This is a genomic window from Tepidanaerobacter acetatoxydans Re1 (genome assembly GCF_000328765.2).
In the GTDB taxonomy this organism is placed as follows: domain Bacteria; phylum Bacillota; class Thermosediminibacteria; order Thermosediminibacterales; family Tepidanaerobacteraceae; genus Tepidanaerobacter; species Tepidanaerobacter acetatoxydans.
Window position 1 is genome coordinate 1365271 of sequence record NC_019954.2, and the last position, 23756, is coordinate 1389026.

General features: G+C 32.7%; 21 protein-coding genes and 5 tRNA genes. 9 read left to right on the forward strand and 17 right to left on the reverse strand.

Annotated features, from left to right (window positions below; translation table 11 throughout):
• Positions 1 to 17: 17 nt before the first annotated feature.
• The 9 genes from mutS (at position 18) to TEPIRE1_RS06625 (ending at position 9722) form a co-directional block, all read left to right on the forward strand.
• Positions 18 to 2627 (forward strand): DNA mismatch repair protein MutS, encoded by a 2610-nt coding sequence (gene mutS / locus TEPIRE1_RS06585; protein ID WP_013778389.1) that lies wholly within the window; start codon positions 18 to 20, stop codon positions 2625 to 2627.
• A gap of 12 nt (positions 2628 to 2639) precedes the next feature.
• Positions 2640 to 4481 (forward strand): DNA mismatch repair endonuclease MutL, encoded by a 1842-nt coding sequence (mutL, locus tag TEPIRE1_RS06590; RefSeq protein WP_013778390.1) that lies wholly within the window; start codon positions 2640 to 2642, stop codon positions 4479 to 4481.
• 4 nt (positions 4482 to 4485) lie between these two features.
• Positions 4486 to 5430, forward strand: a complete 945-nt coding sequence (gene miaA, locus TEPIRE1_RS06595) for a tRNA (adenosine(37)-N6)-dimethylallyltransferase MiaA (RefSeq protein WP_013778391.1) — start codon at positions 4486 to 4488, stop codon at positions 5428 to 5430.
• 37 nt (positions 5431 to 5467) lie between these two features.
• Positions 5468 to 5725 carry an RNA chaperone Hfq gene (gene hfq, locus TEPIRE1_RS06600; protein WP_013778392.1) on the forward strand — a complete coding sequence of 86 codons (258 nt, stop codon included), beginning with the start codon at positions 5468 to 5470 and terminating at the stop codon, positions 5723 to 5725.
• 205 nt (positions 5726 to 5930) lie between these two features.
• Complete coding sequence (locus TEPIRE1_RS06605; RefSeq protein WP_013778393.1) at positions 5931 to 6938, forward strand: AAA family ATPase; 1008 nt, start codon at positions 5931 to 5933, stop codon at positions 6936 to 6938.
• Entirely contained in the window at positions 6939 to 7547 is a 609-nt protein-coding gene (locus tag TEPIRE1_RS06610) for a GTPase (RefSeq protein ID WP_013778394.1), read from the forward strand.
• A gap of 58 nt (positions 7548 to 7605) precedes the next feature.
• A complete protein-coding gene (locus TEPIRE1_RS06615; protein WP_231848337.1) occupies positions 7606 to 8136 on the forward strand; it encodes a hypothetical protein in 531 nt (176 codons plus the stop codon).
• A gap of 29 nt (positions 8137 to 8165) precedes the next feature.
• Positions 8166 to 8393 (forward strand): hypothetical protein, encoded by a 228-nt coding sequence (locus TEPIRE1_RS06620; protein ID WP_013778396.1) that lies wholly within the window; start codon positions 8166 to 8168, stop codon positions 8391 to 8393.
• 18 nt (positions 8394 to 8411) lie between these two features.
• On the forward strand, positions 8412 to 9722 hold the full coding sequence (locus TEPIRE1_RS06625; RefSeq protein ID WP_013778397.1) for a methionine gamma-lyase family protein: 1311 nt from the start codon (positions 8412 to 8414) through the stop codon (positions 9720 to 9722).
• Positions 9723 to 9730: 8 nt separating this feature from the next.
• Here the strand turns inward: TEPIRE1_RS06625 and lexA are convergent, their stop codons facing one another.
• The 17 genes from lexA to fni form a co-directional block, all read right to left on the reverse strand.
• Positions 9731 to 10339, reverse strand: a complete 609-nt coding sequence (lexA, locus tag TEPIRE1_RS06630) for a transcriptional repressor LexA (RefSeq protein ID WP_013778398.1) — start codon at positions 10337 to 10339, stop codon at positions 9731 to 9733.
• 1188 nt (positions 10340 to 11527) lie between these two features.
• Positions 11528 to 11603: transfer RNA gene (locus tag TEPIRE1_RS06635), tRNA-Trp, on the reverse strand.
• 141 nt (positions 11604 to 11744) lie between these two features.
• Entirely contained in the window at positions 11745 to 12947 is a 1203-nt protein-coding gene (locus TEPIRE1_RS06640; protein WP_013778399.1) for a pyridoxal phosphate-dependent aminotransferase, read from the reverse strand.
• Positions 12948 to 13064: 117 nt separating this feature from the next.
• Complete coding sequence (locus tag TEPIRE1_RS06645; protein WP_013778400.1) at positions 13065 to 14171, reverse strand: ATPase AAA; 1107 nt, start codon at positions 14169 to 14171, stop codon at positions 13065 to 13067.
• A 69-nt stretch (positions 14172 to 14240) separates the two neighbouring features.
• The gene (locus tag TEPIRE1_RS13460; RefSeq protein WP_013778401.1) at positions 14241 to 14408 is read right to left on the reverse strand and encodes a YpmA family protein; all 168 of its coding nucleotides are present in this window, start codon (positions 14406 to 14408) and stop codon (positions 14241 to 14243) included.
• A gap of 23 nt (positions 14409 to 14431) precedes the next feature.
• Positions 14432 to 15202, reverse strand: a complete 771-nt coding sequence (gene surE, locus TEPIRE1_RS06650) for a 5'/3'-nucleotidase SurE (protein WP_013778402.1) — start codon at positions 15200 to 15202, stop codon at positions 14432 to 14434.
• An 11-nt stretch (positions 15203 to 15213) separates the two neighbouring features.
• The gene (locus TEPIRE1_RS06655) at positions 15214 to 16428 is read right to left on the reverse strand and encodes a tetratricopeptide repeat protein (RefSeq protein WP_013778403.1); all 1215 of its coding nucleotides are present in this window, start codon (positions 16426 to 16428) and stop codon (positions 15214 to 15216) included.
• Between the two features lie 680 nt (positions 16429 to 17108).
• The gene (locus TEPIRE1_RS06665; protein WP_013778405.1) at positions 17109 to 18089 is read right to left on the reverse strand and encodes a M42 family metallopeptidase; all 981 of its coding nucleotides are present in this window, start codon (positions 18087 to 18089) and stop codon (positions 17109 to 17111) included.
• Position 18090: 1 nt separating this feature from the next.
• Positions 18091 to 19104: a M42 family metallopeptidase gene (locus TEPIRE1_RS06670; protein WP_013778406.1), complete on the reverse strand. Its 1014-nt coding sequence runs from the start codon at positions 19102 to 19104 to the stop codon at positions 18091 to 18093.
• Positions 19095 to 20144, reverse strand: a complete 1050-nt coding sequence (locus tag TEPIRE1_RS06675; RefSeq protein WP_013778407.1) for a M42 family metallopeptidase — start codon at positions 20142 to 20144, stop codon at positions 19095 to 19097. The genes TEPIRE1_RS06670 and TEPIRE1_RS06675 overlap by 10 nt, the downstream gene beginning before the upstream one ends.
• A 365-nt stretch (positions 20145 to 20509) precedes the next feature.
• Positions 20510 to 20585, reverse strand: a tRNA-Lys gene (locus tag TEPIRE1_RS06680).
• A 28-nt stretch (positions 20586 to 20613) separates the two neighbouring features.
• A tRNA-Tyr gene (locus TEPIRE1_RS06685) sits at positions 20614 to 20699 on the reverse strand.
• Between the two features lie 11 nt (positions 20700 to 20710).
• Positions 20711 to 20786 (reverse strand) — tRNA-Thr (locus TEPIRE1_RS06690).
• A gap of 5 nt (positions 20787 to 20791) precedes the next feature.
• Positions 20792 to 20868 (reverse strand) — tRNA-Ile (locus TEPIRE1_RS06695).
• A gap of 290 nt (positions 20869 to 21158) precedes the next feature.
• Positions 21159 to 21941: a CheR family methyltransferase gene (locus tag TEPIRE1_RS06700; RefSeq protein ID WP_013778408.1), complete on the reverse strand. Its 783-nt coding sequence runs from the start codon at positions 21939 to 21941 to the stop codon at positions 21159 to 21161.
• Between the two features lie 246 nt (positions 21942 to 22187).
• The gene (speD, locus tag TEPIRE1_RS06705; protein ID WP_013778409.1) at positions 22188 to 22562 is read right to left on the reverse strand and encodes an adenosylmethionine decarboxylase; all 375 of its coding nucleotides are present in this window, start codon (positions 22560 to 22562) and stop codon (positions 22188 to 22190) included.
• 127 nt (positions 22563 to 22689) lie between these two features.
• Positions 22690 to 23736 (reverse strand): type 2 isopentenyl-diphosphate Delta-isomerase, encoded by a 1047-nt coding sequence (gene fni, locus TEPIRE1_RS06710; protein ID WP_013778410.1) that lies wholly within the window; start codon positions 23734 to 23736, stop codon positions 22690 to 22692.
• Positions 23737 to 23756 lie beyond the last annotated feature (20 nt).

The window sequence follows — 23756 nt, forward strand, 5'->3', positions numbered from 1 at the left end:
CAGGGGGCTTTTTTTATATGGATACTCCGATGATACAACAATATAAAGAGATTAAAGACAAATATCGTGATTATATAGTTTTTTTTCGTCTTGGCGATTTTTATGAGATGTTTTTCGACGATGCTTATATTTGCTCAAAAGAACTGGAAATTACTCTTACATCCAGAGATTCTGACAATAAAGTACCTATGGCCGGAGTTCCATACCATGCTGCTGATCAGTATATAGCTAAACTCGTTGCTAAAGGTTACAAAGTTGTCATATGTGAACAAGTTGAAGATCCAAAACTTGCAAAAGGTATTGTCAAGCGAGAAGTAGTTAAAATTGTAACTCCGGGAACAATCACTGATTTAAATGCTCTCGAGGAAAATAAAAATAACTATCTTGGATGTGTTTTTAAGAATAAACATGAATTCGGTCTTGCTTTTGTAGATCTGATGACTGGAGAATTTGATATAACGAATTTAAAATCATCTTATCCATATCATGAAATAATAAATGAAGTTAGTCGATTTAGCCCTCGAGAGTGTTTAGCGAATCATGAATTGTCCCAGGAAAAATCCTTAAATAGAAAATTAAAAGAAAATCTAAAATTATGTTTTACTTTTAGAGATGCGACATATTTTGATGAACAATCAGCTTTAATTTTATTAATGTCACAGTTTGGTGAAGAAAAAATTAAAAAATTAGAAAATAGGAAGCCGGCTTTGATAGCTGCCGGAGCTTGCTTAAGATACCTAAATGAAACGCAAAAGCTAAACTTATCTCATATTAATTCTATTTCGTTTTATGAAAATCACGACTTTATGGTTTTGGATTTTATTTGTAGCAAAAACCTCGAAATTACCGAAAACTTGCGAGATAGAAAAAAAACCGGGAGTCTTTTATGGGTAATGGATAAAACTTCTACAGCTATGGGAGCACGGCTGCTCAGGAAATGGCTTGAACAACCTTTGCTCGATATCTTAAAGATTAAGCAAAGGCAGGATGCAATAGAAGAATTATTTAATGATTTTTTCTTACGCTCAGATTTGAAAGAGCAGTTAAAAAATATTTACGATATAGAGCGATTAAGTGGAAAATTAGTCTGCGGAAATGCTAATGCTAGAGATCTATTAGCAATAAAAAATACTATAAAGTCATTGCCTCAAATAAAGCATATTCTTACTCGATGCAATTCTAAGCTTTTGCATCAAATATATGAACAACTTGACCCGTTAGAAGATATATGTTTGTTATTGGAGAAATCTATCTTTGAAGATCCTCCGCTAACAATCAAGGAAGCAAATGTTATTAAGGATGGATATAATTCGGAAATAGATATGCTCAGAAAAGCATCTAGAGAAGGTAAAGCATGGATAGCTGACCTAGAAAGAAAGGAGCGAGAAAGCACAGGGATAAAATCATTAAAAATTGGTTTTAATAAGGTCTTCGGCTACTATATTGAAGTAACTAAATCTAACCTCTCAATGGTTCCGGAAAATTACATTAGAAAACAAACATTAGCTAATGCTGAACGTTATATTACGGAAGAATTAAAAGAATATGAATCGCTTATACTCAATGCAAATGAGAAACTTCAGGAATTGGAATATAACTTGTTTTGTGAAATAAGAGATCAACTGATTAAAGAAATTCCCAGACTTAAACAAAGTGCTTATAATTTATCTCTATTAGATGTTCTATTATCATTGGCTGAAGTTTCGTATAGTAATAATTACATAAAACCCGAAGTAAATTTAAGTGATGAAATAAACATAATAGATGGTCGGCACCCCGTTGTTGAACTTACTCAAAAAGAAGAATTGTTTATACCTAATGATACACAAATAGATTGCAGTGATAACTTAATCTCAGTTATAACCGGACCTAATATGGCTGGTAAATCCACTTACATGAGGCAAGTAGCATTAATTGTATTAATGGCTCAAATAGGTTGTTTTATACCCGCAAAAAAAGCCAAAATTGGCATCGTCGATCGCATTTTTACACGTATAGGAGCATCAGATAATTTAGCGTTGGGGCAAAGTACTTTTATGGTAGAAATGACAGAAGTAGCTGACATTCTTAATAATGCTACTAATAAAAGCTTATTGATATTAGATGAAGTGGGACGAGGGACCAGTACTTTTGATGGCTTATCTATAGCCTGGGCGGTTATTGAATATATACAGAAAAACTTGAAAGCTAAAACCCTTTTTGCTACTCATTATCATGAATTAACAGCTTTAAAAAAACTAAAAGGTGTCAAAAACTATAAAATTACTGTTAAGGAAAAGGGTGATGATGTTATATTTTTAAGAAAAATTGTTCCAGGAGAAGCAGATAAAAGTTACGGAATACAAGTAGCTAAATTAGCAGGAGTTCCTAATGCTGTAATTAACAGAGCTAGAAAAATCTTGGTTGATTTAGAGCAAAACCAAACCCAAACCCAAGGTGAACTGGCAATATCGCATATTGCTGCCTGCAGTGATAAAAGTTCACAAAGCACCAATGAATACCAGTTAAATTTAAGTGCCTTGAAAAATGAGGAAATAATAGAACAAATTAAATCCGTAAATATAGACACTATCACTCCTTTGGAGGCTTTGAATTTTTTGTTTTCAATCAAAAAGCAGTTGGTCTAAGGAGAATATAAAATGGGGAAAATTAATATTTTAGAACAGGATATTGCTTCTCAGATAGCAGCCGGTGAAATTATAGAAAGACCGGTTTCAGTTGTCAAAGAATTGGTAGAAAACTCTATTGACGCAGGGAGTAAGAATATTATTGTTGAAATTGAAAAAGGCGGTAAAAAAAGCATACGAGTCATTGATGATGGTGAAGGTATATCCAGAGATGATATAAGATTAGCTTTTGAGCGTCATGCTACTAGTAAAATAAATGTAATTGAAGATATATTCCACATAAATACCCTTGGATTTAGAGGCGAAGCACTGGCTAGTATTGCCGCAGTTTCGAATCTTTCAGTTACAACAAAGACCAGAAATGAACCAATAGGCACTATATGCAAAATAAGTGCCGGTGTAATTGAAGATGTTAGTGAAACAGCTTCTAAAAATGGTTGTCTGATTGAAGTTAAAAACTTATTCTTTAACACTCCCGCCCGACTTAAGTTTTTAAGCAGTGACACACATGAGAATTCTCGAATTACTGATTTAATTACAAGATTTGCCATGGGTAACATAAATATATCCTTTAGGCTTATAATTGATAAAAAAGAACTATTTTACAGTAGCGGTAATGGTGATTATAGAGAAGTTATTGCAAAAGTGTATGGCATGGACTTAGCAAAACAGATTTTATATATAGAAAAGGCTTTTGATAATGGTAAAATATGGGGTTATATATCAAAACCAAGCTTTAATCGCGGAAATCGTACCGGTCAGACATTTTTTGTGAATAATCGTTTTGTCAAGGATTTGGGATTGACCTTTTGCCTAGAAAGGGCATATAAGACGATGATACCTATAAGGCGCTTTCCGATAGCAATTATTTTCATAGATATTGACAATTCGCTAGTTGATGTCAATGTACATCCATCTAAGATGGAAATAAAATTTCAAAATGAAAATCAGGTTCATCATGCACTGTTTCATGCTATAAATGAAACTCTTAAGAATCATGTGTTAATTCCAAAAGAAACCCTTAGTATATCACCAGTTAAACAGTCACAGCAGCAGATAAGTATTGAAACGCAAGTAGAATTAACCAGCGATGGATTGCCGGATAATGAATACGATGTCAGTGATAGCAGCAATATAAATAACCAAACCGCAGCTACAAAAGAGTTTGTAAGAGAAGCTTATACTGTTATAGATGTAGATGCTATAAAAAATAAAGAACATCTACAAAACGACTCCTATATACCAATAGAATCAGATGAAACAATGCAAATTATAAAAAAATATGAATTTCAAAAGATTCTTGGTCAGCTATTTAACACATATATTGTTGTAGAAAGTAAAAATAGGTTTTATTTAATAGACCAACATGCAGCTCATGAGCGAATATTATATGAGTACTATTCTAAAAAATATGCTAAACAACTATCAAATTCTCAAACTTTAGCTGCACCATATGTTTTATATCTTTCTGCTCAAGAAATGATGCTTTTAGATAACTATAAAGAAGATATCTTGAAAATTGGTTTTGATTTTTCGATTTTTGGCTCTGATTCTATTTTAATTCGTTCAGTTCCGTATATATTTAATAAACCGGTCGATCCTATAACACTTCGTGATGCTCTTGATCAATTAAGTAGTAACGAATACGCTAGATATCCGTCTAAAGAGAGGTTGATAATTTCGATGTCGTGTCATGCTGCCATAAAAGCAGGGGATGTTTTGTCACCGATAGAAATTCAAGAATTACTTGATCAATTGAAAAAAACTGAAGTTCCTTATACTTGCCCGCATGGTAGGCCCACAATAATTGATATAACTTTAAATGAATTGCAAAAGAAGTTTAAAAGGATATAAGAATATGCATAAAAAGTTTCTAGTTGTTATTGTGGGACCTACGGCAGTAGGAAAAACCGAGATTGCTATAGAAGTAGCTCAAAAAATTGATGCGGAAATAATTTCTGCTGACTCAATGCAAATATACCGCTATATGGATATTGGAACAGACAAGCCTTCATTAGAAGAACGAAAGAGAATACCACACCATATGATTGATATTGTGGATCCTGACGAAGAATTTAGTGCAGTTGACTTTCAGGTTGAGACAAAACGACATATTCAGGATATCTATCAACGACATAAAATACCATTGCTTACAGGAGGAACTGGATTCTATATAAATTCCGTATGCTACGATTACACATTTTCTCAGGTGGGAAAAGATACTGCATTAAGAAGGCAATTACAAAATGAGGCTCAAAAACGAGGTAATGAGTACCTCTACGAAGAACTTACAAGACTAGATCCAAAAGCAGCAAAAAAAATACATCCTAACAATTTGCGTAGGGTGATTCGAGCATTAGAGGTATGTTTAAAAACCGGAATTCCATTTTCCTACTATGAGGAAAAGACTAAAAAGCAGCAAAGTGCTTATGATTTACTTATGTTTGGCTTAACAATGCCTAGAGAAGAATTATACCAGCGTATTAACAGACGAGTATTTTCAATGATCGAAAATGGTCTGGTGGATGAGGTACAACAACTTTTGAAAATGGGATATAGTAAAAATTTAAATTCCATGCAAGGTTTAGGCTATCGCCAGATTATAGATTACCTTGACGGTAACGTAACTCTAGAAGAGGCTATTCGCTTAATCGCAAGAGATACCAGACACTATGCAAAACGTCAATATACATGGTTTTTGCGTGATAAAAATATTCTTTGGCTTGACATTTCAAAGGAAGGGAAGGAAAAAATTATAACAAATATTATTAGAAGTATTGAAGGAAAAATGATAAATACCTAGAATATTAAATTAAACAACACTATGAGGGGGACACAGAATGACAAAAGTACAAATTAATCTTCAGGATAGTTTTTTGAATCAGATCAGGAAGGACAATATCCCTGTGACAATATATCTTGTTAATGGGTTTCAGTTAAAAGGTATGGTACGGGGTTTTGATAATTTTACAATTGTTCTTGATTCTGACGGCAAACAACAGTTAGTATATAAGCATGCAGTTTCTACCATAGCACCTTTAAGAACGATTAATTTAAATCAGGGTATGATAGACCAACGGAAAACAGATGAAGATTAAATTATGCCTCAAAAAAATAAGCATCGTAAAACTACTTTACAGTTTTACGATGCTTATTTTTTTGTAACCAATGATTATCCTGATGCATAAAATAAATTGATATACTATTTTTAAAATCCTATAACAATTACAAGCAGGCATCAAGAGGTATATTTTGGTAATATACTGCCAGAAAAATTTGCAGATTTGCAGAATGGAGGATTTTATGATTGATAAGATAGACAATAAAATGAAAAATGAGCTAAACGATCATGCTAAGATTCATGATATGTTAATTAGTGGATTAATCACGACTGCAGATGCATTAATTATGATGACTGACTTAGATAGCCATAAAATAACATTTGAAAAGGTTTCTGATGAAGAGGAAAAATTAGAAGACATAATGAAAGAGCTTGATGAACTGATAGGCCTTTCAAAAGTAAAGAATTTGGTTAAAGAAATACAAGCTTTTTCGGAAATTCAAAGGAAGAGAGCAGAGGAAAAGCTTTTAGCAGAACCGCAGGTCCTTCACATGATTTTTAAAGGGAATCCAGGGACAGGAAAGACGACAGTGGCTAGACTATTAGGCAAGATTTTTAAACACATCGGAATCCTTGAGAAGGGACATACTGTAGAAGTTGAGAGAGCAGATATTGTAGGAGAATATATAGGTCATACTGCACAGAAAACTCGTGATCAAATTAAGCGAGCACGCGGTGGGATATTATTTATAGATGAAGCATATTCTTTAGCAAGAGGAGGGGAGAAAGATTTTGGCAAGGAAGCTATAGATACTTTAGTAAAAGCCATGGAGGATTACAAAGATGATCTTATTGTCATTTTAGCAGGATATAAAGACGAAATGGATTGGTTTTTACAGATAAACCCGGGACTTCGTTCTAGGTTTCCAATACAAATTGAATTTAACGACTACAGTGTTGATGAATTGATGCAAATTGCAAAAATGATGGCAGAAAAAAGGCAATATCGCTTTAGCCCAGAAGCACTTTTACAATTTGAGGATATCCTTCAAAGTAGCATGGATAATATGTTTTATAATAAATTAGGTAATGCTCGGCTTGTGCGTAATATGATTGAAAAAGCCATACGTCGGCAAGCACTTCGTTTAGTTAGTCAAAGTAAGATTTCTCGAATTTCTCGAGAAGATTTGCTTCAAATAGAACCAGAGGATATTCCTGTAGATATTTCAGAGTTCGGAGGTGGGCATTAGTTGAAGAGATGTGCTATCATAGGAAAAACTAATGTGGGGAAAACGTTGTTTTTAATAAATTTTGCAGAATACCTTGGTGTTAAATCTTTTAATATAGAATTTGTTAATAATACAGGCTCTAAAACCTCCGAAAAAATTATTCCCCAAACTGCCGTTTCATATCTTGTGGATAAAAACCCACATAAAACTCGTTGCCTTCAATCGATAATAATAAATGTTCCTGTAGGTAAAGGCAAGAAAAAAATTAAAATTGTTGATACATCTGGGTTTATAGATGGTATACATCCGAATATAGAAATTCGAAAAGCTATCTCCCAAACTTTAACAACAGTACGTGATTCAGATATTATTCTTCATATTATTGATGCTTCTGCTGTTAAAAATAAAGACCTGCCAAGTTCCATGGGCGAAGTGGATTACCAGATTGCTCAATTTGCACAATTAAAGAAAAGTTATGCAATTTTAGCTAATAAAATGGATCTTCCAGGAGCAAATGAAGGTTTCGAAAAAATAAAACAAGAATTTTCCGGAAATTTAATATTTCCTATTTCAGCACTGCATAAAACGGGTTTTAAAGAGGTGAAAATTTTTGTTATGCACAATATCTAAGTTGTTTATATTAAGAAAAATCCTTAGTATTTTTTTAACCGGCTGTGTAATAAAGCTAATGGATGATTATTTAGATCAAGATATTGATGTTCTTGAAGATGAGCCAAATCTGTTTACAATTTTGGAATTGGGCGGATTGCCTTATGCACTTTTACTGTTATCCTTAGCATTTTTTCTTGATTTGGTTACAGCACTAAGCTTATTTTTAGCAAGTTTTGCTTTAGGAATGGGAGGAAATCTGACTGCAAAAATGCCTTCGGGATTATATGGATATCAAGAAAGCTTTATAGTGCTGCTATTAGGTTTTATGTCTTTGAAAATTAATATGCTATCATCTATGCTTATTATTGCTGTTATTCAATTATGGGATGATGTTAAAGATTATAAACGAAATAAAATTAATAAAAAAAATTTAGCTTTCCTGCTAGGTAAAGTAGAATGTTCTTTATTAGCAGTTATTTGTTTTCTTTTATCATTTTATTTAGATTCTATAAAAGCGGTTTCATCAATAATTTCGACATACTTGATTACATATATAATAAGATTAATATTAATAAAAAACGAAAAAGCCACAAGTGAAACTATTTGAGTCGGAAAGACGGGAGGGAAGGTATATATATGCCTTATTTTAATAAAATTTTATTTACAGCATTCGAAATATCGATTTTTTTATTTGGATATGTATTAGGTAGAAGGATGGGTAAAAAAGAAGGTGTTATTGAAGGAATGAGTCTTGTACCGCTTGATTGGCGAAAACAATTATTTGAAACTTCGATATGCCCGTTATGCAATCAAGAGTTGAATATAAAAGTAAATTATGATAATGTACATAATCGAGAATTATAATTGAAAAGAGGATAATAAGTGAAAAAAGTAAGAGCAAATGTATTTGATGAAGATATTGACAGGATTGCTATTACGGATTATGGAATTAGCCTAGATATTATAAATAAATCCAGAAAAGTAATGGAAGAAATTCAATCTATTTTAAAGTATATCGAAAACGTTGTCGAATTCAACCAGGTAAAGATTTTAACTGCAATGAAACAGTCATGTTTAAGTGATTATCATCTCATGGATTCTACAGGATATGGATACAACGATACGGGGAGAGAAACAATAGAAGAAGTATATAAAAATGTTTTTAAAGCTGAAGATGCACTTGTAAGGCCTCAAATAGTATCTGGAACACATTCTATAACCTTGTGCCTTTTAGGTGTGCTAAAGCCAGGTGATGAGCTTTTAAGTGCAACCGGAACACCATATGATACTTTAAAAAGCGTTATATGGGGAGATAACTGCGGTTCATTAAAAGATTATGATATTAAGTATCGTGAGGCAAGTTTGCTTGATGGTAAACCGGATTTTAAGGCAATTAAAGAGAATATAAATAATAATACTAAAATGGTTCTTATTCAGCGTTCAAGAGGTTACAGCCTAAGACCATCCTTAAGTATTACAGATATACAAAAACTTATTAAATACATAAAAAGCTTAAAAAATGATGTAATCTGTTTTGTTGATAATTGCTATGGAGAATTTGTTGAAACAAAAGAACCTATAGAAGTTGGTGCGGATCTTTGTGCAGGTTCTTTAATAAAAAACCCAGGAGGCGGTATAGCACCTACTGGTGGATATATAGCAGGAAAAAGTGAATTGGTAAAAAAATGTTTTTATAGACTTACTGCTCCTGGCTTGGATAAAAATTGCGGTCCATCAATTTTCTCGAATCGCTTAATAGCTCAAGGTCTCTTTTATGCACCAAATATAGTGGGGGAAGCCTTAAAAGGTGCTATCTTTACTGCTAAAATTATGGAGGAATTAGGCTTTGAAGTATACCCAAGGTATAACGAAAGGCGTAGCGACATAGTAACTGCAGTTATATTAAGGAACAAAGATACCTTAATTAATTTTTGTAGAGGTATACAAAAAGTAGGGCCCATCGATTCGCATGTACAACCTGAACCTTGGGCCATGCCTGGATATGATCATCAAGTAATCATGGCAGGAGGTAGTTTTATACAGGGTTCTTCTATAGAATTTAGCGCCGATGCTCCAATAAGAGAGCCTTATGCAGCATACATTCAAGGAGGATTAAGTTTTTATCATGTAAAACTCGGAATACTAAGCGGAATTCAAACATTAATAGACAGTGGTAATCTCGATATAAAGTAAATATTTAATTAGAATCTTCTATAAAGCCCAACTACTTTTCCGAGTATTTTAAGATCTTTTACTATAATTGGTTCCATGAAACGATTCTCTGGCTGAAGTCTAATATGGTCTGTCTCTTTATAAAATCTTTTTATAGTTGCTTCATCTTCCAGAAGGGCTACAACTATATCACCATTTTTTGCAGTATTTGTAGATTGAACCATAACATAATCACCGTTTAAAATGCCGGCTTCTATCATGCTATCGCCTTTTACCGCCAACATGAAAATATTAGCATCAGGCAACATTTCTTTAGGGAAAGCAAATACGTTTTCAATATTTTCCTGTGCTAAAATCGGTTCTCCGGCAGTTACTTTTCCGACAAGAGGTATTTGGATTACATCTTTGTCAATAACAATCCCAGTATCCATAATTTCAATAGCTCTTGGCTTCTGTGGATCGCGTTTTATATATCCTTTTTCTTCTAATTGAACTAAATAGCTATGAACGGTTGCAGTGGACTTTAAATTAGTAGCTACGCAAATTTCTCTAACCGATGGAGGGTAACCCTTAGTTTTGAAATAATTATGTATATAATCAAGTATTTGTTTTTGCCTATGCGTTAAATTTTCATACATGGTATATTTGTCACCCCTGGGAATTTTTATTTATTATATCATAAGATAATATTATTTTAAACATACGTTTGTTAATTTTTATTTATAAGAAAGAGTTTAAAACAAAAGCAATGAATGATTACAATTATATTAGTCATTATTAGTTATTGAAATTGACAAAAATAAATACGAGAGCAGCAAGTATAATTTTATACAAAAATTTTAACGTCCGATAATATATCTTATGTAAACCAATTTCAGTTTATCTTTTACGAACATTTATTTTGTTTTTATATCTATAATTCGTATTTTCTAAATCTATAATTCATCTTTTCTAAATCTGATAATTAATTGCTACAATCACATAAAATACACATCCATCAATCAATTAAAATACACATCCATCAATCAATTCAATCTAAATCTGATAATTAATCGCTACAATCAAGTTAAGTAAGAAAGTCGGAAATCGGGAGGGAATTCTGACTTGCAAAAGCCTTCAATTCAGCCACTGACACTATCGAACACGCCACAAACAATTTCTCAAGAAAGTCAGAGCCGAATTCCCCCCACCACAGCGGGCAGTTGTCTATTGCCAGTATAGAATATCCCCCCTTTGAATATAGCAAGAGGCAAAAACTACCTTGCCCACCGGAGGGCTCCCCTGCGGTAAACACCCTCCGATGTGCAAGGCAACGAGATTTTGCCTATATGCCTTCTCAAAATTCGACTTCCATATTTGCCTTTTTTGGGATGTTTTATGTGTCTTATATATCTTGATACCTATTTACATATAAAAACTATTTTAAGGGCAATTTTGAGCGTTTAAAGCTATATCTGATTCTAAAACATGCCTCTTTTTTTTGAGACTTGTCTCTTTACTTGAAGCAAAAACACGAACATTAAGATTGTAAAATGAGATGTTAATAATAATGCATTTTCCATGCCATCAAAAAATAACTTCTGAAACCTTTGACTAGATTAAATTACAGAAATTTTTACAATTTTTAGTCCAGTCCGATAATTCAAATCTTATGTAAACCAAAATGTATATTCGTAATTAATTACGGCTGTCTAATTCAAAACATCTGATTCATAGATTATATATTATTGTATTACCTTCTCATAATACAGTAGTTTTTTTAATATAAAAATAAGCCTCAAGAAATTGAGGCTTATTTATTCTTCAACCTAGTAATAATCTAATAATGGCAGGGGAGACAGGACTCGAACCCGCAACCAACGGTTTTGGAGACCGCTACTCTACCAATTGAGCTACTCCCCTACACGTTTATTATTATACAATATTTATTTTGCGGTGTCAAAGATTTTTGGTTAATAAATTAGCAATAACGCTTAAGTATGATCTTTTCACCTATATCTGTGATTAGTGGCTTATGTTTTATAATTAAATTTATCCCGTGCTTTATTTCAATGCATTAACAAACTCTTCAATTCGATCAAGGCCTCTTTTGATATTCTCCATTGAAGTTGCATATGATAGTCTTATATAATCATCAGCACCAAATGCTATTCCTGGGACTACTGCGACATTATGCTTTTCTAAAAGAACTTCAGCAAAATCTGTTGAATTCTTAATTATTCTACCATCATACTGCTTGTTAAAGGTTTCTGATATATTCATAAACACATAGAAAGCTCCCTTGGGTAAATTACATGAAAGATTTTTCATTTCATTAATCCTTTTTGCCATATATGTTCTGCGCTTTGAAAATTCTTCAACCATTTTTGAAATAGTATCTTGTTTTTTAGCTAAATTGGTCAAGGCTTCTATGCTTGCTTTTTGAGCTATAGAGTTAGGATTGGATGTTGAATGACTCTGGAAATTTTCCATAGCTTCTATAAGCTGTTTTGGCCCTGCTGCAAAGCCAATTCTCCAGCCTGTCATTGCAAATGATTTTGACATACCATTTATCAGTAAAGTTCTTTCAAGTATGTTTTCATATGTTGTAGCAATGCTAACATGTTTTAAACCATCATAAATTAATTTGTCATATATTTCATCCGATATAACAAAAAGATTGTTTTTTACTGCTAATTCCGCGATTTGCTCTAAATCCTGTTTAGGATATACGCTACCACATGGATTATTAGGGCTATTAATTATGATTACTTTAGTTTTCTCATCTATATATTTTTCTAATGTTTCTGCCTTTAGCATAAAGTTATTATTTTCGGTTGTTGGTACAAAAACTGAAATTCCTCCGCAAAGTTTAACCATCTCCGGATAGCTTACCCAATAGGGGCTAGGAATTAAAACTTTATCACCCTCATTTATAAGACAGTATAATGCGTTATAAAGGCATTGTTTAGCACCATTTGATATTATTATCTGATTTGAAGCATATTTAACACCAATTTCTTCTTCAAAATAATTTGATACAGCTATCTTAAGTTCTTCAATTCCTCCAACCGGCGTGTATTTTGTAAAGCCCTGATTAATGGCAGATATAGCTGCCAATTTAATATACTCAGGAGTATCAAAATCAGGCTCTCCTGCTCCGAAACCTATTATATTATGGCCTTCTTTCTTCATTCGCTTTGCTTTAGCATCAACAGCTAGGGTTGGAGATGGGCTTATATTCCGAGCTTTTTCTGAAATAAACAATTCTTAGATTACCTCCCTCAGCGTTTTAAACAAATAAAGTATTTCTCTTATATTCTTCATAAAATTAAAATTTCCTGCTTCCTTATAAATAAAAAAAGAAAAAAACCTTTAAAATTTTTATTTAATGTATCTTAAAATTTTTGAAAGTATCTGTTCGTCTACTGTTTTAATTGCCTCAAAGTCCATGTTAGAAGCATAAATCTTTTCAAGTTCATTACGTACTTTTTTTATATTTCCTAACGTTTCGATAGCCTTTTCAAATAATTCACGTGAAACTGATTTATCATATTCAATGTATTCTTCCAAGCCTTTTAGTTTTGAATAGTCTAGCACAAAATCCATATTTATGATTTCATCATTCTGCCTTATGCTTGACAATATGTGAGGTTTAACAGAAGTTACAAAACCAACATCTAGTTCTTTGATTATAATATGTTCAATTTTCTTTGGATCTATCGGACAGTGAAATACATCTGCATCAAAGCCTTCGCTAGTAGCATGGTCTAAGATCTTCTTTAATAGGTCAGACTTTCCTGTGCCCGGATTACCGGATAATATAAAGCGTTGATGAACATTCCCAAATAACTCATCTAAAAAGTGTATAGAACCTTCTGGGGTTATTCCGCTTGCAAACATATGTCTTTGGAAAGATATTTTGTTATTATTCACTTTAACATCTTTTTTAAAAACTTGATTTACTATTTCTTCGATTTTTGCTTCCCTTAATTTATTAATTACAGCATTACTATATATGTTTTCAAGATCATCTAAAATCATTTTAGAAGTTTTTAAATACTTATAAACCCTTTTGTAAAGATTACTCACCTTTTCCTGCAAATCAAAAATAATATCTTTATTTTCAAAAAGGTTAGCTTCATTCCAATATTCGCCGAAATTGATTATTTCATCTATACAACCGGGAAATTTCGGATCTATTATATGAGGTGAGGTCCCATCAACTAAAGCAATATTATAATCCTTAACTATCAAGCCATCTAAGGAGTCGCTATCAGCCGTACAGTGTAGCAGTTCAATGTCTAAACCTTTTTGAACTAATTCATTAGATATTTTTCTTATCATAGTTGATTTTCCTACACCTGGTCCGCCTTTGAGTATTATTATTCTCCGTGATTGCTTCCATGATAAAATATAATCAAAGAAAGAACAGTACCCGTCAGGAGTATTATTACCAGGAAAATATCTTGTAATACATCCTTCACCCATAATATGGTTCCCTCCTAAAAACTAAATATTAATATAGTATACGTGGAGAGAACTCTAATGGTGCAAGTTTTAAGTTTCATATATTGATATAATAGCTTTATTATTTTTTTTTGAAATACCAATTATGATTTGCTTATTTTTTAAATTTTTATTTAAGAAATCTACAAGTTTATACAGCTCATCATTATAGGTTATTTCTTTTTTTGCAATAAGTTCAAGCTTACTATTCGCACCCATCTTTATTACCTTCCTGCATGTTTTTATATTTGTAAATCCCACTTTTTGAGTGTTTCAATAACTTCGTATTTCGTTAAATCAAAAAGCAGCGGTGTAATTGAAATATATTTGTTTTTTACAGCCCAAACATCAGAACCAATTTCGTCATTATCAATTGCTTCACCGGCCAGCCAATAGTAAATTTTACCTCGAGGGTCCATACGACGATCAAAACTATTTTTATATTTTATGGTACCCAGGTGAGTTATAGCAACACCAACAATCTCATCTTGCTCAACAGATGGTATATTTATATTTAACAGTGAATCTTCAGGAAAAACTCTTTCTAGGATTTGCATACATAACTTTTTTACAATCTGAGCAGCACTATTAAAACTAACATTTTCATAATTATGATTGTGGCTAATTATAGATAATGCTATTGCCGGAATTCCTGAAAGAGCAGCCTCTATTGCTGCTGATACAGTCCCGGAATAAATTACATCAGTTCCCAAGTTAGGCCCGCGATTAATTCCAGATAAGACTAGGTCAGGAGTAAAATCCAGCAAGGCTTCAAGTGCTAATTTTACACAATCAGAAGGAGTGCCATTTACTTTCCAACCCGAGGCTTTGCTATTTGGAATATGTATTTTTTCAGTTCTCAATGGTTTATGCATAGTTATTGCGTGAGCTGTAGCACTGCGTTCGCGGTCCGGAGCAACAACTGTAATATTAGCAACTTCAGACATCTCTTGAACTAGAGCAGTTAAGCCTTCAGAATATATGCCATCATCATTTGTAATAAGTATGTTCAAATACTACACTCCTATCTGGCAATAATTAGTGATTTATTGAAGTTTTTTACTGCAGCTTCATGATTACCGAGTTGTTCAAAACATATTCCTTTCAAGATATAAAAATCAAAATTATGACTACTTTTGTTTTTAATATTAGCTAGACAAGTAAGAGCTTCACTATACATACCTTTTTTTACTAAACAATATGCCTTATTAAATAGTAAATCATCTGAATGACACTTATTTGAATCTAATAATTTGTTGAAAAGTTTTAAAGCCTCATCATATTTTCCTAGGGCTACTAAGCATAAGGCTTTATTATTATATAATATTATATCATTTTTTACGATTTTTTCAGCCTCATTCAAACACTCTAATGCAATATTATATTGCCCAAGTTTATACAGACAATAACCCTTATTTATGAGTAGATCAGGGTTATTTGGATCTATGTTCAAACCTATGTTGTAGTATTCTAAAGCTTCGTAATTTTTATCACATTCGGCTAAGCATGATGCACAGTTATTAATAGCAATAATATTATGTGGCGTCTTGCTTAGTATTTTTTTATAAATCTCGGCAGCTTCTTCGAATTTCTTTAATTTACTTAAAGTTAATGCTAGATTTAATTGCACATTATAATCATCTGGTGAATTTCTTAAACATTCTTCAAAACACAATCTTGCTTCTTCCATTTTGTTAAGTTCAATTAAGCATAAACCTTTTTTATTTAATATTTTAACTAAATTATGTTGATCTTCCTGCTTTATGCATAACAATGCTTTATTAAAAAATCCAAGAGCTTCATCGTAACGGTTTGTTTTTAGCAAACAGCGGCCTATGCCATATAACCCTAAAATTTGATATTTTGAATCACTACCAATCAAAGATCGATACCTTACCTCTGCCTTTTCTAATTGAGCTGTTGCAAAAAATATTTCTGCTGATAAACATTTGATGTCTATATTTTTAGGATCAATTATTTCTGCTTTTTCTAAAAAAAGAAGAGCATTGCTATAATCTTTTAGGAAATAATACATCACTCCTTTCCAACAGTATATTTTGACAGTGTTATTTTCTTTTGATAACTTATTAATATAACATAGAGCCTTGCTATATTTCCCTATCCAAAATAAGAAACTCATCCAAATGAACTGTATGTTATACTGCTTCTTCTTGTTATTTTTATTGTTTTCAGCATTTTTTAGATTAAGTAGAACATCATAAACCTCTTTTTTAGTCATTTTAAAATCCCCCCATTACTTCTTTAACATAATATTCTATTTTTTGCCGTTTTTTCCTTCTTATGTTATAAAAATAAATGGAAAGACTAGTCCTTCCATTTATTTTTATCTGCGATATAGCTATTAATAATATTACAACTTACAATGTAAATTTTGTTCACATATTTTTTATTTTTATTTTACAATTAGTATTACAAAACTCAGCAGGCGAATCCATAGTAATACTTAATAATTCGCAACTGAACCAAGTATAGCTTGAACCTCGAATGGGGAAATACTTATGAGGTTTAATATATTTACAAGGTTTATCGTTCATAATACACGGAATGATGCATCTTCCGCAAGCCCAACTTTGTTCTATATCTTTTGGAGTCAGCAGAGCATTTGCAAGAATGCATTTATAAATACTTCCGGAGGAATCCAGAGATTTATAATCTTTATGTTTTGTTAGATACCGGCAGTATTTATTCAATTTGACAATGCCTCCCATTTTTTATGGATATAAGTTTTATAGTAGTTCTATAGTTATTTTTTTAGTTATGAAAAACAGTTAAATTATCTTCTATCTATCCAAAAGCCTTTGTTCATAAAATATGAGAAGCATATAAATAAAGTGCATAAATTATTAAATTTCTGCTCGTTGATTCAGCGTAAGCATTTATTTTTTCTATTTATTTCTATCATTTTCCCTCAATTAGCTCAATAAGCAGTTCTACGCTCTGAACAATATCGTTAAAATTCACCATTTCTGTAGGAGTGTGTATGTATCTGGTAGGAATAGATAAAGCCCCTGATGGTACGCCTGAGCGTGTTAAATGTATTGCTCCAGTATCAGTACCACCTTTTTCAAGAACTTCTAACTGAAAAGGTGTGCTTTTCCTTTCGGCAGCATCTATTAGTGCTTTTTTGACTTCAGGATGGCATATAACAGAACTATCTTTTACTTTTATTGCGGGTCCTTTTCCTAACTCTACAGCCATTTTTTCTGATTCAGGAGTATCACCTGTGTCTGTAACATCTACAGCTATGGCAAAATCAGGATTGACTCCGTAAGCAGAAGTCTTTGCACCTCTTAAGCCTACTTCTTCTTGGACGGTAAAAACTACAAATAAATTATAATTAGGATTTTTCAACCTTTTAAGAACTTCTATCAAAATAGCACATCCTACCCTGTCATCCAATGAATTAGATATAATATGATCTCCTATAATGCTACATTCCTTATCATATACTCCGGTATCACCTATATTAACTCTTTTAAATGCGTCCTCTTTCGATTTTACTCCAATGTCAATAAACATTTTATTAATTTTCAAATTCTTAATATCATCCATTTTTTCCATTCCAATAACCCCTAAAGTTCCATTAGCAAAAACAACTCTTTGTCCTATTAATGTAAATGGAGATATCCCACCTATATTCGAAAATCTCAAAAAACCTTTTTCATCTATATTTGTTATAATTATACCTATTTCATCCATATGAGCTGCTAACATCAATCTTTCTCCAGGTCCTGCTTTTGAGGCAATAATGTTTCCCAACCTGTCAACAGTGATTGAATCGGCATAAGGCTTAATTTCATCAATAATTTTCCTTCTAATTTTCTCTTCGCTTCCCGAAGGACCAAATACTTCAGTCAGTTCCTTTATTAAAACTTTCATTTTAAATTCCCCTTTCCTGCACATAATGGATTATAACATCAATTAAAGAAATTGTATGTTCTATGTCTTTGAAATTGGCTATAGCTATAGGAGAATGTATGTATCTACATGGTACAGAAAAAATTACGGTTGGAATACCTTGATAAGTTGTATAAATTCTACCACCATCAGTACCGCCAAAAGTAGTCCTCTTATACTGATAGGGTATATTATGATTATCTGCGACTTCTATAATCCAGTTTATTAAGTTTTTTTCTGCAATATAAGTTCTGTCCATAAAAGTTATAGCCGGACCTTTTCCTAAAGTTGTGCAATATTCTTCTTCTTTTGTATCAGGTACATCAGATGCAAAAGTTCCTTCTACTACAATAGCAAAGTCAGGATTAACAGTATAAGCCGCTACTGCAGAACCTCGAAGACCGATTTCCTCCTGAACTGTAAATACTCCTGTGATAGGTACATTATAAGTTTTCTTTAATATTTCTGATATAATATAACACCCAATTCTATCATCTAAGGCCTTCCCGATAATTATATTATCCACCGAGCTGAATTCTGTATCAAAAACTGCATAGTCTCCAATTTTCACTTTTGTTTCTGCATCTTCTTTGTCTTTTGCACCAATATCTATATATAGATTCTTAGATTTTAGTGGTATTTCCCTTTCATTTGGATCTTGTAAATGTATTGCTTTTGCTCCTATGACTCCTTTAATCTTATTCGATCCTACAACTACGTTTTTTGATACAAGGATTCTCTCATCGATACCTCCGACTGTATCAAACCTTAGCAAACCATTGTTTTCAATATATTTTATCATGAAACCCACTTCATCCATATGAGCACATAACATTAAGCTGGGCTTATTACATTTTGAAGTTTTTTCAATAAATAGATTTCCTAAAGCATCTGTTTTGGATTTTCCTACATTACATAAATTCTGTCTTATAATATCTCTGACTTCGCCTTCAGCACCTGAAACGCCAAAAGCATTAGAAAGTTGCTTTAATAACATGCCAATCCCTCCATAAAATCCTTACATAATGATGCTATAAAAAGAGCAAGAAGGCGACCTGACATTTTTATATCATCTAAGCATAGAGTTTCTACAGTAGTATGCATATATTTCAGAGGTATTGACACAAGAGCTGTAGGGATACCCTCTTTGGTAATTTGAATAGCCCAGGCATCGGTACCGGTTGCAGACGGCTGAGGGTCAAGCTGATAAGGTATTTTATAGTCTTCAGCTATCTGCTTTAATCGATTATAAAGTTTCGGATGGATATTGGGCCCTAGAGCCAAAGCTGGCCCTAATCCCAGTTTCTGTGTATTGTATTCGGGTGTATCTGGCATATTCCCATGGCAAACATCGATAGCTATTCCGATATCTGGGCAGATACCATAGCTACTGACTATTGCACCTCTTAAGCCAACCTCCTCTTGTGCTGTAGCTACTGCATATACACTTACAGCGTGCTTGAGTTTAGATAATTCCTCTAATGCAACTAACATTACGGCAATACCAGCTCTATCATCTAAAGCATTCGATGAAAAGCAATTATTAAGCAGCTCAACTGGTTTCCTCTTAAAAGTTATAAAATCTCCGATGGTGATATATCTTTGAACATCTTGTGGTGTAAGTCCTGTATCGATAAACATATTTTCAGCTTTAACCGCCTTTTTGCGTTCATCCGTTTCTTGGATATGTGGTGGTTTACTGCCGATAATTCCTAGTATATTTTTACGTCCATGGATAATTACTTCTTGAGCTGGCAGTATTCGCTGGTCTACACCTCCTATAAATGCAAAATGCACAAACCCTTTATCATCAATGTGTTTTACCATTAAACCGATTTCATCCATATGAGCAGCAAGCATTATTTTATATTCTGGCGAAAACCCTCTTTTCAAACTAATTATGTTCCCAAATTTATCGCATTTTACTTCATCGCAATAATTTGAAAAAACCTCCTTTATTAATTCATTGTTTTGAAATTCACTTCCTGATGGGATTGCAGGTTCTATAAGACGTACTAAGACTTCGCTTAAATCCAAGATTATCCTCCTTTCTGCTTAAGAATATATTTCTACACTTTATATAAGTTTCCTCTATTATCTATTCATTATTATCATAAATTAATTTTATTTTAAACGCTTTATTATAAGACAAGTATAACCCCATGCTAAACATGAGAGCAGCCAATAAAATTCAAATATTGACACTCTCTTAATTAATTGTTTATATCCATAAAACAAAAAAGTCGAGTATTATTCTTAAATGCTACAGACAAAAAACTGGACATAAAAAGCAGGCCTAAAAACCTGCTTTTCTTATCATCTTTTGCTATCATTTTATATTATTGGACGTTATCATAAAAAAATAAAAACCCTCAAGCGCAAGAGGGTTGTAATCTTTAATATGGTGGGCCATCAGGGACTCGAACCCGGGACGCCCTGATTAAGAGTCAGGTGCTCTACCAACTGAGCTAATGGCCCATACATCACAATGAAATCTATTATAATATGGTGGAGAGGGGTGGATTCGAACCACCGAAGGCGCTGCCAGCAGATTTACAGTCTGCCCCCTTTGGCCAACTCGGGAACCTCTCCAAAATATTTTATGGAGCCGACGATGGGACTCGAACCCGCGACCTGCTGATTACAAATCAGCTGCTCTACCAGCTGAGCTACGTCGGCAAAAATGGTGGGCCCACTAGGACTCGAACCTAGGACCGGCCGGTTATGAGCCGGCTGCTCTAACCAACTGAGCTATGGGCCCAGACGCAATTAATAGTATACAATATTTTTTTTTGGTCGTCAAGGCCATAAATCTAACTTTTTTTAAGATGTAGTTCTATTTTAAGTAATTTTACTTACTTCTATCAGCTTGCATAAATTAACTTGTAATGATTTTAGTAAAAACTTTTTAAACGGAATCATATCAAAGCAAAAAAATATGTGTTTTTAAAAAGTCTCAATCTTTTGCCGTAAAATGTAAATTATACCTTAATAATACATTAAAATGTCAATGCACTTATCGAATTTTGCTATGTCCCAGGAAATTTTTATTTATTTATTACCACCAACTATCTTTTGATAAAAAAAATGCTTGCGGCTAATGAATCCGTATTTTTGCGGCATCATGATTTGCTCCGTGCTACCCACAAAAAAGATCCCATTATCAGATAATGCATTATAAAATTTTTTATAGAGCTTTTCTTTTGCTTTTTCTGTAAAATATATCATTACATTTCTGCACAATATTAAATCGCAATTGCTTGGGAAAGGATCCTCGAGTAGATTTATAATTTTAAAATCTACTGCTTTTTTTATCTTATCTTTTATTACATAATTATCATTTTCTTTAATAAAGTTGGCTTTTACCATTTCCTCTGGAACGTTAGCAATTCCCTTTGATGTATAAATACCAATCCTTGCTTGTTCAAGGGCTTCTTCGTCTATATCACTTGCAATAATACTGGCCCTGTTGATAAGCCCCATTTTATCTAGTAGCATGACTAAAGAATATGGCTCTTCACCTGTCGAACATGCCGAACTCCATATTTTTAACGTGTTTTTTCTTGATATCAACTCTGGAATAAGTTCTTGTTCTAAAATTTGCCATTGAGCAGGATTTCTGAAAAATTCCGATACATTAATTGTAATATAACCAAGAAACTCTTTTAAATGTTGTTCACTTTTTTTTAATTGTGTTAAGTACGAATCATAACTTTCATGGCCATTCCTTTTAATAAGAGAGTCAATCCTTCTTTTCATCTGCTTTTCTTTGTAATTGGATAGATCTATATCACATAACTTTTTTATTTCTACTGTAAACTCATCATAATTCAAGCTTGAAACCCCCTTGCACATTTTAAATAAATTATACCTAAATTAAACAAAAAAATCCATGATACATTATTAAATGTATCATGGGGGCTAAATGTAAAGGGGGTCTTCGATATTATAATATAACCACAAATACTCTTTTTATGCAAAATAGAAAAAATGCGCGACTAGGTTTCACGCATTTTTTCTGCTATACATATTCGAAATCAAAATTAAAGAATTTTTTAATACTCAAAATATCTCCTACCTTTAAAAATTTATCGCCTTAACCGGCATATCAAACAAACCTCTTTTAACCTCCGTTGCATCCATGTGCTTTGCACAAAGTCCTTTCGAAATATAGTTACAGGCATCCCATGGATTTACTCTGTCGCCGCAAGTAAAAACGTCAACAGCGGCATACCCAAGTTCAGGCCAGGTATGGATGGTGAGATGCGATTCAGAAATTATTACTACGCCGCTTACTCCTTGAGGACTAAATTTATGAAACGCAACCTCTCTTACCTCAGCTCCTGCTTCTAAAGCTGCTTTAACTAAAATTTCTTCGATTAATCCGCTGTTGTTCAAAATAGTCGGATCACAATCATAGATTTCCGCCAATATATGACGGCCTAAATTTTTCATTTGTCCATCAATACCCCCTCACCATAATTTAATTTCAATCAAATTAAATTGTAGCAGATTATCAAAGTTTGTCAATAGAATCCTTAAAAAACCTTAACTAATACGCAAGGCATAGATTTATCACTGTTTATATATTTATTTCTCGATATTTCGCCCAATGATATGTTTTCCCTTGTATAATTACAGGCCTTTGCTGTAGTTCTTCAAAATTCTTAGTACCAACCATTGCCATAACATATTTAATTTCCTTTTCAATTTGTAATATGTATTTTTCAAGAGCTGATGGCCCCTTTTTAAGTAATATGTATAGAAAGTATCCGGCAAAAGCTGTTGCCTTCGCTCCAAGTGCTAGCGACTTTGCTGCATCAAGACCATTTTTAAGTCCTCCGGATGAAATAGTGTCAACTTTATCGCCAACAGCATCAATAACTTCTATCAAACTTATCGGGGTAGGTATACCCCAATCTTGTAGATGTCTAAAAGCCTTTGACTTACTTCTGGCATTTTCTATTGCAATAAAATTAGTGCCACCACTGCCACCTATATCTATTATTTTTACACCGTTCTTAGCAAGGATAATGGCTTCTTCTTTTGCAATTCCAAATCCAACTTCTTTAACTATAACGGGAATGTTAATATTATCGACAATTTCTGCAATATTATCGACAATACCTGTAAAGTTCTTGCGTCCTTCTTTCATCATAACCTCTTGTGGAACATTCAAGTGTATTTGAAGAGCATCGGCATTTATCATTTCAATAGCCTGATTTGCTTCTTTTAAAGTAGAATCTGCACTCAAATTTGCAAAGATTATACCATCTGGGTTTATTTCTCTTGTTATTTGAAAGCTGGCAATACTATTTGGATTCTTTAATGCTATTGTTTGGGACCCCACAGCCATAGCTAAGCCTAACTTTTTTGCAATTTTAGCAAGTTCTCGATTAATAGTTCTACCTTCTTTTATACCGCCTGTCATAGCATTTATAATTATTGGACTTGTAAGCTTGATGCTTTGCAAATTTGTCGAAAGGTCGATATCATTTATATTTATTTCAGATAAACAATTGTGCAATATTTTAATATCATCAAAGGCATTTCTTTTTAAATTTTTTTCCAGAAGCATACTATATTTAATATGTTCTTTCTTCCTTAATTTTCTTTTTATTTCGCTCATGCAATCAAACTCCTTGTACA

Coding starts and splice junctions, on each gene's coding strand:
- mutS (WP_013778389.1), top strand. CDS start 18: ATGGATACTCCGATGATACAACAATATAAAGAGATTAAAGACAAATAT.
- mutL (WP_013778390.1), top strand. CDS start 2,640: ATGGGGAAAATTAATATTTTAGAACAGGATATTGCTTCTCAGATAGCA.
- miaA (WP_013778391.1), top strand. CDS start 4,486: ATGCATAAAAAGTTTCTAGTTGTTATTGTGGGACCTACGGCAGTAGGA.
- hfq (WP_013778392.1), top strand. CDS start 5,468: ATGACAAAAGTACAAATTAATCTTCAGGATAGTTTTTTGAATCAGATC.
- TEPIRE1_RS06605 (WP_013778393.1), top strand. CDS start 5,931: ATGATTGATAAGATAGACAATAAAATGAAAAATGAGCTAAACGATCAT.
- TEPIRE1_RS06615 (WP_231848337.1), top strand. CDS start 7,606: ATGGATGATTATTTAGATCAAGATATTGATGTTCTTGAAGATGAGCCA.
- TEPIRE1_RS06620 (WP_013778396.1), top strand. CDS start 8,166: ATGCCTTATTTTAATAAAATTTTATTTACAGCATTCGAAATATCGATT.
- lexA (WP_013778398.1), bottom strand. CDS start 10,339: ATGTATGAAAATTTAACGCATAGGCAAAAACAAATACTTGATTATATA.
- TEPIRE1_RS06645 (WP_013778400.1), bottom strand. CDS start 14,171: ATGGGTGAAGGATGTATTACAAGATATTTTCCTGGTAATAATACTCCT.
- TEPIRE1_RS13460 (WP_013778401.1), bottom strand. CDS start 14,408: ATGGGTGCGAATAGTAAGCTTGAACTTATTGCAAAAAAAGAAATAACC.
- TEPIRE1_RS06655 (WP_013778403.1), bottom strand. CDS start 16,428: ATGACTAAAAAAGAGGTTTATGATGTTCTACTTAATCTAAAAAATGCT.
- TEPIRE1_RS06665 (WP_013778405.1), bottom strand. CDS start 18,089: ATGAAAGTTTTAATAAAGGAACTGACTGAAGTATTTGGTCCTTCGGGA.
- TEPIRE1_RS06670 (WP_013778406.1), bottom strand. CDS start 19,104: ATGTTATTAAAGCAACTTTCTAATGCTTTTGGCGTTTCAGGTGCTGAA.
- speD (WP_013778409.1), bottom strand. CDS start 22,562: ATGAAAAATTTAGGCCGTCATATATTGGCGGAAATCTATGATTGTGAT.
- fni (WP_013778410.1), bottom strand. CDS start 23,736: ATGAGCGAAATAAAAAGAAAATTAAGGAAGAAAGAACATATTAAATAT.